Source organism: Spirosoma sp. (assembly GCF_026391055.1).
Taxonomy (GTDB): Bacteria; Bacteroidota; Bacteroidia; order Cytophagales; family Spirosomataceae; genus Spirosoma.
The window spans coordinates 59,795-75,762 of sequence record NZ_JAPLET010000030.1 but is presented as its reverse complement, the minus strand read 5'-3'; the positions used below and the strand labels follow the sequence as shown (position 1 = coordinate 75,762).

Genomic DNA, 15,968 nt, shown 5'->3' with positions numbered 1-15,968 from the left:
ATTATTTGATTCGGCTATCGAGAATGTTGAAACAGCCTTTGGTCGTTATGGCGGTCAGGCGAACGGGTAACTTGTTGCTTCTCAGTGGTATGTCCATGACTTTCTGGCCTACGTAGACGGGTTCCTCTGCCAGGGGTAAATCCCAAATCCAGCCTAAAATCTCACTACGATCCATATTGGCAACTTTGCCTTCAAACGTGGCATTAAACGAGGGAACATTAATAGTCAGGATAACAGGAGGAATTGTCGTGAGCCTTCCAACCGTTTGGGATTCAAGAACGGGTTTGGGACCGCTGCATTCGGGGGTAAAGTTGGTTCTAAGGCATTGGTTGCGTTGTACGTAGTTGAAAGCGGGTATCTGCGCGCTTTTCTGAGTTTTCTGATTGAACAGAATCACCCCTTCGAAGGGGGCACTTGCCAGATCTACTTCGTTGGTATAGCGAACGTTCAGGCTATATCTCTGTTCAGAAATGTCGGTTGAGTAGCTAAAATCAAGCGTAAACCGATCGCACACGAAATACTCGATCATCAGTACTCCGAACGGATCGTCGGCTGTTGGCATATACGTTAGCATGAGCCGTTTGCTTCCCGATTGGCCAAGCTCTTTTGTGAGTGTATCATCGATAATCGTGTTCAGGTTTTTGATGACCTCCCCCAGGGTTTCCTGAAATTTGGAATTCAGCGCATCGGCCGATAGATTCAGCAGGTCCAGCGTTTTAGGTAAGGCGAAATCCTTGCCGTTGAACCGGAGCTTGATCGGGGTTTCCTGATTGTAGGCGTTATACCTGGTGGAATCGCCGGGCGGTTGTATCCACAGCCGGTACGTTCCGCGACGGGATTGCCCATCGCATGGCAAATCACAGCACGTGTGGTTTATAATCAGCTTGGCCGAGGCACATTTGTTGGAATCCCTGACCACGACGGTGGCTTCCTGACCACTTGGGATCGGATCAGTAAAGAATACGGTTTCGTTAAATTTCAGCTCGTCGGTAGCTCGTTTGTAAAAGTAAGGTGGTGTGCCACCGGCAACACGCACAAAGGCCCGGTATTTCCCATCCTCGCAACGGTAGTCGGTTTCGCTCACAGACAGGGTCAGCAAGGCCGGGACGTTGATCGTTTGCGGGGGAGCCGCTTCGCCAACCGAATCGGTAACGAGCAACGTGTGTGGGCCAGGGGGCAGCAAGGTCGGATTCTTGACGTCCACGGCAGCCCCCTGGTCGATTTGCACCCGATACGGCTTTTTGCCCCCCGTTGGATTAATCGTCACGGGGGCTACAGCTACGGCTACGTTATTGGTGGGCGTCGTGGTGAGCGTCGTACAGCCAATGTCAACCGTAAAGGCGACTGGCGGCAGGCAGGATTTCAGAAGCACTCTTGTAGCCTCGCAACCCTGGCTGTCCGTGATTTTGATCGTCGTCTCCACATCGCCGGGCAGCACCTCGCTGGTGTACTGGTTGGTGTTGGTGATTGTGCCTTTTACGGCTTTGTACGGTGCTTTTCCGCCTTTTATGGTCAGCGTAGCCGTATAGGTATTGCCGCCGGCAAGGCAGGTATAGGTCGGCTCGTCGAGAACGAGCTGCTTTTCGATTTTGATCGTCTGCGGTTCCGATTCGGTCGTTTCGGCATCCTGAATGCTGATTTTCCGCGAACCAACTGACAGCAACAGGACCCCGTCGAGCGGTTTGTAGCCTTCATCATCAACCTTGACGCTATAAGGAGGCACGCCACCCTGTGGTTTCAGCAAAACCTCCGCCCGGTCATTGGCTTTGGTACAACCTACGGTGTAGGTAAACGAAGGCTTTACTTTGGGAAGCACAAACTGCACCGGTGTGCCCCCCCCGCTGAAAAGGTAAGGCAGGTAGAAATCGGCAATAACCGTTCCATCGACCAGTTCGTTAACGGCCTGGTCGATAATCTTTTTATCCGGATCTTCCTGACCTACCACAATACCGGTGGATTGGGGCGGGATGATGCCGAACAGCATACCCATCAGAAAGCGGACATCTTCATTATCCGTCAAGGCCTGGTTCTTACTGATGCGTTTGTACGCCTGGGCCAGCGGTTCATTCGCTTCCTGGCTAAATGTCGCCGTTCCCTGAACGCCGAAGGTGGGCGTTTCCTGAACATTGAGAAACGTATTGGTAAACACAGGCGGGAAAACTTCCATCACTACCGGAGCCGTACTGATCACGGGTTCGGGGTCGTCGTGGTAGACGAGGATGAACGTTCCGCCCAGCGGTACCCCGGCTTTGTGCTGAATGCCGGGGTTGTTCTGTAAAAAATTACTTAAAAACTGTTTTTGTTTCAGCTCTTTCAGCCGCTGTTTGTACTCGTCGATGAGCGAGCGGATGGGTTCGAGTTTGCAGGTGAACAGAATCTGGTCGAACTGGTCGATCAGGTCTTCTTTGGGCAGGAACTGCTCCAGATTTTTGGGAACATCGCTGACTTCCAGGTTACGGAAGTAACGGGCCAGCTCGATCAAGTCCTGGTATTTGTTCTGAAAGTCGGCAAACTTAAGCTGGTCTAAACTCGCGGGCAGAATCTCGGCCAGTTTAGACAGGTAATAGATCGATACAACGCGTGGCTGGTATTGAGCTTCCAGGGCAGACGTACCGATAAAAAGGCCGCAATACACCGTCAGGATGGTACCGGCATTGATGTTGTTCTGATCGACATCAATATAGGGGATGGCTTGCAGCTGCGCCAGGTATTTCTCGTACCACGCCCCCAGCGAACCTGTTTTGCAACTGTAATTAGGCGCGTATTTTTTGAGCAGGGGTAACTGGGGCTTTCCGCCGGGATCTTTGCCGTTTATCGGCTGCTCGTAAAAGGTACGGGCACCTTCGGCCAGTGATGACAGCAGCTCCTCCCGGAAGGCATCATAAACGGCTTCCAGATCCTGAAAACGGGCTTTTTCTTTGGTCAGATCAACGGGCATGGTCTCGTCGAAAGCCCCCGTCCGCAGGGCAATCACGTCGATGGGAAGCCGGTATTGCGCTTTCAAGGCCAGCAACGTGGTTAGCACAGACTGGTAACTTTTGCCCAGATGCCCTTCGATCCGCAGGAAATTATAGGGTTCCAGATCGTACCGTAGCGGGTTGGTCACAAAGGACGGGGCCACCGGCACGTATTCCGAAGCGCGGTAGCTCAGGTTCTGATTGGCCCGGTTTCGGCGGGTTTTTTCCGGGTTCCAGAGCTGGAACAGGGGCGTAGTGCCCGTTTGCTGGTAATAATACGGAATGGCTTTCTCCGACAGCGGGGCATCCGACAGTTTGCTGGGGGTAATTCGAATCTGGGTATCAGTAGCCGAACTGGTGGATAGGACCGGCAAAGGCGGGGTAGGGGTGAACCGCTCGATCATGGTCGCCAGCCGCCGGAACAGCAGCCGCAATTCCTCCTCCCGTTCTTCGCAGCCGCTCACCGCCGACGAGGGTTTGAACCCATGCCGATAAACGCCCGCATTGGCCGCCGGATAGAACAGCCCGACCATCAGATGCCGGGGAAACAGGCCCTCCGGTGGGCAGCAGGCACACATGAGTTCCAGCCCTTTCAGGCAGAATTCATCGTACCCGCGAATCAGGTCGTCGAAGAAGTCGTAATAGTATTGCAGGAAGCGCACTTGCCCCGTGTTGGCCGGTACCTGCTCTAAAAAGCTGAATTTAGCGTTGAAACCCACGGATGGGTCCGGAATAGTCTGCAACACCGGCTTGAAGGCCGTATAGGCGGCAGCGAGTGCCTTGCTGAAAGTAGTGACAACTTTATCCGTTTTGAAAATGGCCTGAAACGCAGTCAGTACATCCTGTGATGTAGCCGGACTAGTGTTGGGCACATCGTACCGGGGCAACCGCAGGTCGGGCAGATTCAGGCGGGCGAGCAACGCCGTTTCCAGCTCGGTAGCCGTTACGGTGGTGTTCAGCTGATTCTCCTTTGCAATAAGCTTGATCAGATACTTCTGCTGAATGAGCATTGGCCGTACGCTGATGTTGACTTCGGCTCCCTTGTCGTCGCAGTTAATTGGGCCGCAATTGCGCAGTTTGGTGTTTTTTAGCTCCAGGAAAAGCACCAGCGCCTTGTCTTTCAGGAAATTGGCGGGCGATTCCAGCGGTTCTACATTGGGCTCGTCTTTCGGGAACAGCTCCCACAGATCGTACTGGGTGTTGAGGGCCGGGTCGAGGTCGACGGGGTTGGTGTTTTTGAACAGCGGATAGGCCAGATCCTCGGTTACTTTGCGGTACGAGACAAGCTCTGTATCCTGCTGCTGCACCATCAGGTACCCCTCCGAGGTAATGCCGCAGCCCTTCGACAGACGGATGGTTTTCGACACCTCATCGTAGCTAAGGTCGAACCCGCACACGATACCAATGCCAATCAGGTTAGCCCGCGTGAGTCGTTCCTGCTCGTCTAAATAGATAAAGAGCTGATTCAGGTGTTCGTTGGTAAGTACCTGATTCGCTTCAAATACCGGATATTTTTCTTGAGTCGCTTGCATAGCAAATAGCGGTTATAGCCATTTAGAGAAACAGGTTATTGCTTTTTGGTGGGGTAATTGCCGAGGGCGGTGCTCCCCAGCCGAACGGGGTTCTGGTCACTGCCATCGTCGCAGTCGTGGAGGGTAGCCCCCGGATATGTATTCCTGAGTTTGCTGAGCAGGTTCACCACCACCCGGAGCCGATACGAGACATTCACATAGGTCGCGTAACGTTCGGACAGGAAGGTTTTTACTGTTTTCAGCGTATCGGCTGAAAAGATAAAACCGGGGCAGGGCGTCAGCGGATCGGGTTTGTCGGGGTCGAACTTGCTAAAATCAAGAGCTTTGACATCGACGCCCGCTTTGACGTTGGTTTCCATCCAGCTGTAGAAATTCATGCCGTAGGTGGTCAGAATGGCCGTGGCGCACTGGCACAGTTTCGCTTTTTGATCAGCCAGCGGAACCAGGATTTTTTCGATGTTCGTGCTTAGGATACCTTCCACCCGTTCCTGCAACTGCTGCTCCGTCCAGTCGATGGCGGCATTGGCCAGTAGCCACGCTTGCCAGGCGTCTTCGAAGCGTTCGAACTGTAAACCCGACAAGGCAATTTGCACAAAATGGCTCACCATAATGGACTGCACACTAGCCCACAGGGTAGCGTCAAACACGGTGGTACAGGAAATATCGGCGGGCTTTAGCCGGGCCGAAAACTCCGCGTCCAGTGCCGTTTGCAGGGCGTCGGGGTGGAAATACGTCAGGATTTTGTCAGCGTACCAATTCTTGAACGCCAGACTGAATTTGGTGTAAACCGCCAGCGCGCAGGCACAGGCTTCGTCCGGATTTGGGCGCACATCGGCATTGGTTTTGCCTTTTTCTTCAAATAACTCCGCCAGTTGGGTAACCACCGGGTCGCAGGGGTTTTCGATAAACCCATCGTTGCTCACCCAGCATATTTTACCGAGCAGGTGAGCGGGAATTTCCTGCTGAATGGTGCGGTTGGCGAACCGGCGCATGTCGAGGTTTTCGCTGAAGGGCGCCGTCCAGCCGGGCATCACGTAGGTCAATCGGAAGGAGTAGGGGTCTTCGTCGCCACAGGTGCCGCAGTCGCCATCGGCGCAGGCGGGGTATAGCGCATCGCCCGGAAACTTGGGCCGCAGCAGTAAATGCTCAACGACCAGTGCCCGTTCGTTGCTGCTCCAGCTCAGAAATTCGTTGACAATGCCCTGCGCGTCGACTTCGGTATTAAACAAGGTAGGGTGCGTACCGAGCAGATCGCCATTATCAGCCCTGACGTTGAGTCGGAATTTCCCCTGCTCGGCTACAATCTCGTAGGAATCGGGCTGGATCATCTGCTCCAGGATCTCCCCAATCTCCTCAAATGCCTTGAAGCGGGCGGTTTCTTCGTCGGCCTCGCTCACGCCGACAGTCAATTTTCCGCTGAGCCAGACCGTTGCGGCTTCGTCCGTCGCGTCCGTTTTGTAAGGTGTATCCGCCAGTGTATAGCTGGTAACCGTGTAGGGAGCCAACGTGCTGAGGTTGATCGAGAACGTTAAGTTAGGGTAGCCAAGGAACAGGCTGATCCGGCGTTTCAACCCCGACGCGTTGGCCGGGTCATTCTGGATTTTCTGGTAATTGAACGCCTTCCCGCGGTCGTGGCTGATGGTCGGGTAGGCTTTCAGGAACGAGATTTTATCGTCGATCAGGCGCTTCTGGGCTACGTGTTGCCCTTCCAGCGTGGTGAGCATAAGTGCGTACTCACTGAACTGCTCGCCAAACCGAGCCAGCAGGTGATCCAGAAACCGGTTGCGACGCTCTTCAAATTCGGGCTCCGACTCGACCAATTTCTGTAACACATCGGCTGTCAAATCCGCGCTGACGATGTCTTTGTACCCCTCAATAGCTGTCTTCTCGAACAGCCGGCTAAAATATGTTTTGTCGATGGTTGATCGAAGCGAAAACAACTCCCCGGCATGGGCCACCTGTGACAGCGTATTGCCCAGCAGTTGTTCAAAAACCATCAGGTAGGCTTTCAATTGTTTAGCCTGCGCCCGGCGCTGGGGCGAGGCCGTCGAGGGCAGCCCTTCCGCACCAATGCCGTACGTCAGCGGGAAGCTGTACTGAACCGGAAGGTAGTCTTCCGGATTGCGGAATTTGCCCACCGGGGCAGTTAGATCATTACTAGTCGTAGCCAGCGTGGGGTTGATTTTCGGGCGTTCGGCCTCTCCCCGAAGCTCGGTAAGTGTGTCCAGCGCTTCGTCCATGCGGGGCCGGAAGGGCAGTCCGTTTTTATAGAACAGAAACTGTGACTGGTTATAATACAGTCGGGGCTGATGCAGGGGACTCACCCAGAGCTGCCATTTGGCGCTGAACTGGTTGGGATCAAAGACCAGGCCTGCATTGGTTTGAACAGGGTCCGCAGCTCCTTTTATGATAGTTCCTTCGGCATCGTACTTGGATAGCAGGAGTTCATTGACGGCAATAACGCCCTCAATGTCCATCAGCCGGTTAATGATATCCGACGTACGGAGCACGGTTTTCAGACTAGCCGCCTGTAACTCATCGGCCTTGATAAACCCATTTTGCAGGGCGGGTCCGTTGAAAATAGTCTCTACCGGCTGCCCGGCGTCGAGGAGTTCCTGTAAGCTGTAAAAGGGAATTGGTGGGTTGAAATAGCGGTCAATCTCGAACCAGATTTGGGCCTGGATACGCTCAATATCGGCATCGGGGGTCACTTCTACGTCGGCGCAAACGGCTACATCTTCCACATCGACTACCTTGATCCGGCAGTAATCTTCATCCAGATTACGGTAGTTGTGGAGAGTTGCTTTGGCGGCTGTTACGGTATCGGCAGCTTTTCGCAGTTTCTGCCGATACCGCTGGATGGTTCCTAAAACGGAAGCTTCCTCAAGAATTTTGGTTACCTCAAATTGATCGGCCACATCGGGGTCACCCGGCTCTTTTTTTACAATGGTCCGACCTTTAGTGTCCGTGCCGCCGTAAGGCCGAAGGGCCGCATTGGTAATAACGAGCGGGGAACCGGTATCGAACGTAATTTCGAACGAGACGTAAAAGACATCGCGCCAGTACCGCTGAAGCAGGGCCGTTGTGATAAAGGCGGTTTCGGGTTTGGTGCGCGAAATTTTGAGCACCCTGACCTTGGTGATCTTCCTGACAAACTCGTTCGTCTGGCTGTTGAACGCCGTAAAGCGGGCATAGTCCGATTGGTCGGCTAGTGCCAGTTCCGGAAAACGTAGTTCGAGTTTGAGAGAAACCGGTTTATTATCGGCATCGAACACCACCTGCGTGGTTTCAAGTTTGCGGTCGTTGAGGTCGCCCAGTTCGGGGTCGGCTTCCAGTTCGAGCAGCACTTCGTACAATCCCCTGGGGTCCACTTTTATGGGTTTCAGCAGCGGATTGGTTGGTTTTTTGTACGAAAGCATCAGCTGACCGGCCTCGCACCAGGCGTAATAATGCAGTTCGCAGGCGCACTCTTTGCCGAAAATCCACGCATTCCGAACCCGGTCGAGGTCGATCAGCAGACGGCGGAAATCGTCGGGTGTAACGGGGTTGACGGTCAGAATATCACGCGCCGTAAAGAAAGCCTGATCCCGGTAGGGCAGTAGGGGCTTCGGGGGTTTCAGCGCCGGGGGAGCAGGCGCCAGCAGGTCTTTTATGTCCCAGCCAATGCGGTAGGCCAGGTCGGTGAAAGCGTAGCAAAGGGCTTCGAGAATGGTGATACCGGGATCGTGGATGTTGTAATCCGTCCAGAGGTGGCTTCCCATCTGCTCGATAAAGCCAATCCCTTCCCGGCGGAGACGGTAGAAGTCTTCGGCGGCTTTCAGCACGGGCTGTTTAGGGATGGGAGCGAGTTTCTGAATCATGCTTCGCAGGGACATTGTTCAGCGGAAGTCGCTTCCTCCGTCGGTTTGATGGCAGAAATGGTATGGAGTTTGGCCGCTACAGAGACCAGAATGGAGATAGCTATCGACCCTTCTACCTCCTGCTTATCTTCCGTTCCCGGTACGCCGTTTATGTCGTGGAAAAGTTGAAAATCAGTAACATAATCGACATAGGGCTGTTCTTCCACGAAATTGATCAGTACCGATTTGTAGATTTTGCCACCGAACGAAGGCCCTTCGCCCCCGGCAAACGCCCAGGGCGACAGAAAGCGGGTGATGGTTTCCTGTAAGCGGCCGATGTAGAATGTTTCGTCGTAGCCGTCAAAGAACCGTACCCGAAACTTGACCCGGACGCCTTCGAACTGTGGGTTTTTGACGTGCAGCTTAACAAAACACGAAAGCCGGTTTTTTAAAAAAGCGTCGATCTCGGTCAGCAGCCCCAGGCTGGTGTACGGCTTGAGCGGGTCGCGCTGGTTCTGAAATTGCTGATTTGGAATGGCGACGAGGGTAACGTGACCGGGAGCCAGCTCTTTGTAAATGCCCGGCTCATAATGCGTGTGGTTCAGGCACTTTACTTTGTAAATCTGCGGGAAGGCTTCCAGCACCAGCCGCTCGTAATCCCAGAGCGCGATGCCCCGATCTTTGTGCCGCAGCCGTTCGCTGATGCGGTTATAAAAGGATTCGGACGTTTCTTTCCCGCGCCCGCCAAACGTTTCAAAAGGCTGTTCGACTTTTTTGACGGCCGAATCGGGCTGGTCGAGTTTGTTGATCGTACCGGCGGGGAGCACCGTGGCCGGAAACGCCGGGTCGTTCGCGCGGTCGACAAATGTAACGCGTGCGGCCTGAGCTGCCACCGCCAGCAGGCGACAGGCTCCCTCACTGGCAGCGACCACCGCTACCCGAATCCAGTGCAGGCCGGTGGGCATAATGGTATGGGTGGCGGTCGCGTTGGCGGGGATGGACAGCGTGACGATGCCCGAGCGGGTAAAGTCGTTGGTGGAATCGCTGAGGGATTCGTTCGTGACGTCTACCCAGTTGTTATCGTGCAGGTAACTCCAGTGGAGTTTGGTTTTTACCGAGTTTGGGTCCGCCGTACCGTCGGCCACCTGAATCAGCATCGACAGGCTCCGGGGTGGTAGCAGACCGCTGATGCCGATGTAGAACTCGGCTTCGTGCGGCTGGCTAACGCCCCCTTCGGCATGGCTGAATTGAGGTAGTAGGGTCGTAACCCCGCTACCCTTTAGTTGCGGGTGCCGCTCGGCCATACCGAAAGGCGACAGGTGGTAGAATTTAGCACCGGCCGCGTCTTTCGAACTGGTCGAATTCAGCGGAATGGGTGGCGATGTGGCCGAGTACCCCAGATTGATAGCCGTAATTTCGGGGATCTCCGGCACGGTGGGTAAAGGAACCGGCGTTTTTGCGATAAGTTTATTCAAGTAATCAACCAGCTCCGTTTGCCAGGTTGCGTGGCCAAAATCGCCGTTAGCCGAAATTTTCAGGAAACCCGATACCGACGAGGTTGTCAGAAAATCGTTCGGGCCATAGTCGACCGGGGCCGCGTCGGCGGGTGGAATCGTCAGGGTATTCGCGCTGCTGTTGACGTAGATCGAACTGGTTAAGGTGCTCCAGACGGCTTTACTGAGGTAAGCCGCCGATAAAAAAGGGGTGGCCTTAAACGTTCCCCGCCAGGTAAAACTAAGTTTGACAATGGCATTGGCTTTCTGGAAGATCTCTTTGCTGCCGATGCTAAATGCCGAGCCTGCCTTCGGGTTTGGTCCAAACGGCTGAAACGGCTTGGAGATGTCGACCGGGCCAAAATCGGTGCTGACCGCCGGTGATTTCAGGCCCGGTATAAGCGGGTCCATGTTGCCGTTGCCATCGAGCCCGACAGAGACCGAGATCGTGCAACTCTCAACCTGTGCTGCTTCCAGCTTTTTGTATTCATATAACTGATTAGCAGCGTGGTCGAGCACCACTTTCAGGACAGGGTGCCCGGTCTGGAAATCGCCCCCGTGTAGGTTGGCGACATACGGCAAAATGGCGGGTGCGTCTGCTTCCAGCGCGATCAACAGGCTGGCTGTCGCTGAATTCGATGTGGTAAACTTCGTTTTAATGGAGTGCCAGCCTTTTTCCGTAGTCAGATAGACTATAACGGTCGAATCGGTGGTAATGGGTTGGGTTAGCTGAACGGTCAGGGTGATGCGTCGGTACCCTTCCGTCAGATACAGGTAATGAGATGCCACCGCAAACCCCACCTCGGCTTTGGGCATGTCAATGCTGATGAGCTTGCCGTCTTCGTAGGTTTTGTTGAAAAACGGATGCCACGAGCCATCCGCCGACGTAAGTTTGGCCCCCAGTCCATTTTTTGAGTTGGCCATCGGCGCGGCATATAGTCGACCCTCCTGCTTGGCTGCATTGGTACCCTCGCCGGTAACGGCTTGTTTGTTATGGCGGTACACGGTTTTGAGGTCGGCTACACGGGCGGCATTGGCCACAAACGCCTGGTCATTGGCAAAAAAGACGTCTTTACTTAACGCATCCTTTCCGGCTTTGAGCAATTCACCTTCCTTCAGCAGATACGAATCGACATGCCTGGCCAGCTCCAGTAGAATGTGAGCATGAGCAGGTTCGGCAGGTCGTTCGCGCAGCCGGAGAATGTCGCGGTAGTAGAAATCGAGATGGCGGGCGGTGAGCGTATTTGTCTCATGCCTAACGTACTCCTGTAAACGCAGAAAGGCCAAAAACAAGGCGTAATGCGGATCGTGGCTGTCCTGGCTGGTGAGCGACGCATCGAGAGCCGTTTTGGCATCGGCCACTACCCTGGCGTACGCTTTCAGAAACTGATCGAAAATGGACGTAAAGAGGGCGTGGGTAGCCAGATGATTAGCTTTCTCGAAGACGCTGGCTCCCGTGCCGTAAACCGATTTTTGGGTCGGAATGGCATTCCGGTAGGTTTTCCAGTCGGCAGACCCGTCCGTGATCCAGTCGGCCGATAGCCCGGTCTTGAAGATCGTGCTGAAGGCCAGCATTGGGCCTCCCAGCAGGATAAAATCGGGCTTGACTTCGGCAATGAGGTTTTTGGCTGGATCCAGCTCTTCCGTCGACCCCGCTTTCAGGTTCGGTTTGTAATAGGCAATCAACCGCCCGAAGCCGGGTGCCAGCTGATTTTTGATCAGATTTTGCAGCGTGGTTTTGAGTGGCGTACCGGCGGGGAGGGTTTTACCCAGAGTGTCCAGTTGCCGCGCCAGCGTACCCAGGTAGCTGAACAGGTAACCGAGGTGGTTTTTCAGCCCGGCTACGTTTGCCTGATTGGCACGGTCGTTCAAAAAGGCAAGCGTTTCTTTAATGCGGATTTTGTAAGCCTCCACGTCCTGCACGGCAGCAACGGCCAATTGAACGGAAATGTCTTTCGAAAAGAACGGCTGCCAATTGTCGGTAATTTCGTTGTTGCTGTTGTAGTAGTTAAGGTATTGGGCATAGGCCTGGGCGAACACCATTCCGTGCGCGGGGGGGCGCTCGTTCACCGGCGCGTAGGTAGGGTCGAGCGCGGGGCTGTTGCGCTGTTTCCGGCTGGTTCCTTCGCGGACGAGTTTTAACGGGTCGATGTTCTGGGTACAGTCCATACAGGTTATGGCTTAGTTGCTGTCTGGCAACACGTTAAGCGTGGTGGTCAGGTTGATATCGGTGCCCTCCTGTTTATAGAAAGGGAATACAAAGTTGAACCGGGAGTTGGTGGCCCGCACCCGGTAGGTGATCTCGATCAGCACTACCCCTTCCAGTTCGCGGGCTGTGTTCAGAGTCACTTTTTCCAGGTCGATACGCGGCTCGTAATACAGGATGGCCGACTCTATTTTATCGGCCAGCAGGGTCTTGGTCGTCGTATCCAGGTTCTCGAAAATCAGCTCGGCCATGTTGCAGCCGAAGTCGGGCAGCATCACCCGCTCACCCGGCATGGTGGTCAGCAGGATTTCCAGGCTGGACGCGATGTCGTCTTCCTGCTCCCGCATCTCTACGCCGTTGATTGCCAGGTTGAAGGTGGGTGGAAAGGACCAGCCGCGCCCAAGAAATGTCAGATTCATACCCTATGCTGTTGGTAATGGTTACGTTTACTTACCCGCCAATGAGTACCGTTGGGCAACCGGGGGGCATTATGGCACCACCCGCTGCGGTCAGATCACTGATGCGGGCGGCTGGCAATCCGCCAATGAACACCGTTGCCGATCCTTTGATGATCGCGTCGACTCCGCAGGTGTCGCCCATACGGGCGGCCGGCAGTTTCCCGATGAACACGTTCGGGGTGCCCGGCGGAATGATGGGCGTGGGTACGCCAACCGTGGCAGAACTGACAATAAGGTCGCTAACGCGTGCGGCTGGAAGCATGTCTTGGTTAAGGGTTAATGGTTAATGACTAAGGGGTTAATGGGTTATTATTTGGTAACCTTTTGATTAACTCAATAACCACTAACTAATTGATCTGCACGACGCCCCCCTGAATGACGGTGGTGCCGCCACCTTTTACGGTGGTGCTGGCTCCGGACGACAGTTCGGCGCTGCCGGTGCCTTGCGCTTTCAGGGCCGACTGCGCTTTGATGTCGATGTTCACGCCTTCGACGGTAATATCTTTGGTCACTTTCATGGTCATGTCTTTGCTGCTTTCAATGGAAATGCCTTTGTCGTTCATGATGATCTTGTTGCCGTTCTGATCGCTGAAGGTGATGCCTTTCTCGTCTTCCGAGAGGATAATCTTATTGCCGCCCGGCGTTTCGAAAGCCATGATCTTCTTCTCATCATCGAAGGTCATTTTCATCTTCTCCCGCGATACGTACCCTTTTTCGTGGTTGTTGTCGGACGGGGGTTTGGGTGCCGGTTTGCTGCTGCTGTGGCACATGCCCAGCACCACCGGATGGCGGGGGTCGTCGTGCAGAAACCCGATGATTACCTCATCGCCAATTTCCGGGCGGAAGTAGGTGCCGCGTTCTTTGCCCGCATCGAGGGTGGCAATGCGCGCCCAACTGCCTTCTTCCTGCGCGCTGATGAGCGGCAATCTTACCTTTATGCGGTCTTCGCCGTCGGGGTCGCCTTCCAGCTTCGTGACTACCCCAACTTGCAGGCCACTCACGGCGGGTATCAGCCCCGCAGCGGGCAGCGGGCGCAGGTTGTAGGCCTGGACGAAGGGTTCCGGGCTGAGGCCAAACTGCACGTCGGTTTCCCAGTTGCCGCCTGCAAACTGATGCCGTACCCCGGCCACCAGCACCTTGCCCTGTAGCCGGTCGCCGATTCCGCCGAGTTCGATGACTTTCCCCGGCAGCACATCCGCCGATCCCTGAAAGCGGGCGCGGCCCCGCACTTTGGCCAGCCGCTCGCGGAGGAGTCGGCCATCGGCCCAGGCCTGTAGTTCTGCCGTCGAGAGTTTGCCGCCATGCCGAAGCTCGTGCGCTCCACCGCTCAGTGTTTCGGATAAGGTTGCCGGGCTGAGGTTGCCGGTATTGGTGGTGGTGGGTTCGGCGGCTTCGGCTTCAATAACCTCCTGGTCGGTAGCGTTCCAGCTATGGGCTTTGATACCGGGACTTTGCAACCGGGCGTCAATTTCGGCGTCCAGTTCGAGGATAGTGGAGCCAAAAGCCAGATTCAGGATGGCGCTTTGGCCCATATTGGGTTTGGTAATCTTCAGCTTATCGTCTTCTACCATCACCAGCAGGCCGTTGGCCTCGGCCCGGCAGAGAGCAAAATCCCAGTCGGTAGCTTCGTACTGCACTACTTCGCGCAGGGTGGGCCGGGTAGCCGTTACGTCTTTGGTGAGTCCGTAACGCCCGATGATCTCCTCCAGAATGTCGCTGTCTTTCTTGTCTTCGTAATAGCGGTTTTTCAGGCCGGACGTCATTTTTACGGCTTCGTGCCGACATTCGACCAGCAGAAAACTGCCGCTCTTCCGAATCTTGATGCTGTATTTAATAACGATCCCTTTAAATACCGTCGACTCCTGCGAGCGGTAGCCGAGTTTGATCTCGATTTTTTTCCCCGGAACGAAATAGGCTTCATTCCCTACCGCAAACTTCCCCGTCGAAGCCTCGCCATCCTGAATGTGCAGCGTGGCCCACGGAATCCGGTTCAGATCCCGCACCACCACAATGGAACTGATGTTGACCGTACCGGGCAGTTCGGTACCGTCGACCAGCACTTTTGCCGTGCACACATCCGGAGTTGCCGGGGTTGGAATAGCCGAAGCGTTGTTGACCACGTGTCGATTCAGTTAGTCGTTTTGTCAATGGGCGGAAACACAAGCTCCGTACCCGGAACCAGTCGCCGGAAATTGGTAAGGCCGTTGAGGGCCGCTATCTGTAAATAATAGCGGGCGTCGCCGTAAATCCGCTGGCACATCAGCGGCAGTGTATCCCCGGCTTTCACCAGCCGAATGTGCGTCAGGTCGGGTGAGCTTTTGTTCTCTTTGGCCGCCCGTTTCAGCTCTTCGATGCTGCTTTTGAACTTCACTTTGGCCACCGCCCGGATGGGGCTACCATCGGGATTGAACAGCTTGTACGTGATGCTCAACTCCGTGACTCGGCCTTTGAAAATAGAGTTTTCGCCCCAGACCAGCTTAAAATGACGCGGCTCGTGCGAATCGCCCTTGTATTCGATAAGGACCTTTTTAAACCGCTTGATGTCGTCGGCGATGTTTTCGCGCGGTTTATCGTCAATAATGCCGGTATTGTCGAAGAGGAATTCAAAGGTGATCTCTTCGGGTTCGGTATACTCATATTTCAACTGTTTGCCACTCGTTCCCTGGCCCTGCCCCGACTCCGAAAACTTGAGCTTGTAGTCGAGGGTGTAGGTTTCCGGATTGATGAGTGCTTCGAAATAGGCTTCGTTTGCCTTCGCTTCGGCTTTGCCGCCGTTTTCGGCCTCTTTCGAATCTTTGAAGCCCAGGATGAGCATTTTCTCCAGTTTTCCCGTAGCCATCAGCGTTCCTGTTTTTCCCGAAGGATCTGTAAAACCTGTTCAACGCATTCAGCCACAAGGGCTTCTTTATCCGCAGAGCCGCCCCCGCCCGCTGGGGGAGCCGACGGCGATGGCGCACTTCCCCCGCCTGCCGGTGCATTGACCGTGACCCGGATGTGGAGTTCTCTGATTTCAATAGGCATCGCTGGGGCGGTTTAAATACGGGCTACTTAACGGTGAAATACTGGTACATCAGTTCGAGCGTTTCGACCACTATGGTGTTGTCGTTGGCGTTCAGATCGGACACGGTCCATTTTTTCGGGATGGCGTGAACGATGTTCCAGGTACGCAGCGGTTCACTTTTCTCGTTCATCAGAATCACGCTGATGTCTTTCGGGCTGAACTCGCGGTCGCGGAAAGCCGCCGTGAACCACTGCGTCACGTCCGAATCGGTGAGCATACCGCGTTTCAGCACGAGGTCGGTGTACTTGGTCCGGACGGGGAGCTTGTGGGTGAATCGGTTTTCGCCCCCTTCCTTGAACTCCTCCATGTCGTATTCGACCGATAAGCCCGACACGGACTGAAACCGGATGTCATTCTTATTCTTGACCGAACTGAACTCCACTTTGTAGTAGAACCCCCAGGGCGGATAGTAATCGACCATA

Annotated in this window: 9 protein-coding genes; all 9 read right to left on the bottom strand. The window is 54.7% G+C overall.

The genetic code is table 11. The features are described from left to right. Position 1 precedes the first annotated feature (1 nt). The gene (locus NT073_RS29440) at positions 2-4,489 is read right to left on the bottom strand and encodes a hypothetical protein (RefSeq protein ID WP_297381297.1); all 4,488 of its coding nucleotides are present in this window, start codon (positions 4,487-4,489) and stop codon (positions 2-4) included. 35 nt (positions 4,490-4,524) lie between these two features. Further along, positions 4,525-8,364, bottom strand: coding sequence for a hypothetical protein (locus tag NT073_RS29435; RefSeq protein WP_297381294.1), 3,840 nt, complete (start codon positions 8,362-8,364; stop codon positions 4,525-4,527). Beyond that, positions 8,346-11,990 (bottom strand): baseplate J/gp47 family protein, encoded by a 3,645-nt coding sequence (locus NT073_RS29430; RefSeq protein ID WP_297381291.1) that lies wholly within the window; start codon positions 11,988-11,990, stop codon positions 8,346-8,348. The genes NT073_RS29435 and NT073_RS29430 overlap by 19 nt, the downstream gene beginning before the upstream one ends. Before the next feature lie 12 nt (positions 11,991-12,002). Next, entirely contained in the window at positions 12,003-12,446 is a 444-nt protein-coding gene (locus NT073_RS29425) for a GPW/gp25 family protein (protein WP_297381288.1), read from the bottom strand. Between the two features lie 31 nt (positions 12,447-12,477). Next, positions 12,478-12,747, bottom strand: coding sequence for a PAAR domain-containing protein (locus tag NT073_RS29420; protein ID WP_297381285.1), 270 nt, complete (start codon positions 12,745-12,747; stop codon positions 12,478-12,480). Between the two features lie 85 nt (positions 12,748-12,832). Next, the gene (gene vgrG, locus NT073_RS29415) at positions 12,833-14,605 is read right to left on the bottom strand and encodes a type VI secretion system tip protein VgrG (RefSeq protein ID WP_297381283.1); all 1,773 of its coding nucleotides are present in this window, start codon (positions 14,603-14,605) and stop codon (positions 12,833-12,835) included. Positions 14,606-14,613: 8 nt separating this feature from the next. Beyond that, the gene (locus tag NT073_RS29410; protein ID WP_297381280.1) at positions 14,614-15,324 is read right to left on the bottom strand and encodes a LysM peptidoglycan-binding domain-containing protein; all 711 of its coding nucleotides are present in this window, start codon (positions 15,322-15,324) and stop codon (positions 14,614-14,616) included. Continuing rightward, a complete protein-coding gene (locus NT073_RS29405) occupies positions 15,324-15,506 on the bottom strand; it encodes a DUF5908 family protein (protein WP_297381277.1) in 183 nt (60 codons plus the stop codon). The genes NT073_RS29410 and NT073_RS29405 overlap by 1 nt, the downstream gene beginning before the upstream one ends. Positions 15,507-15,529: 23 nt before the next feature. Then, positions 15,530-15,967, bottom strand: a complete 438-nt coding sequence (locus tag NT073_RS29400; RefSeq protein ID WP_297381274.1) for a phage tail protein — start codon at positions 15,965-15,967, stop codon at positions 15,530-15,532. Position 15,968 lies beyond the last annotated feature (1 nt).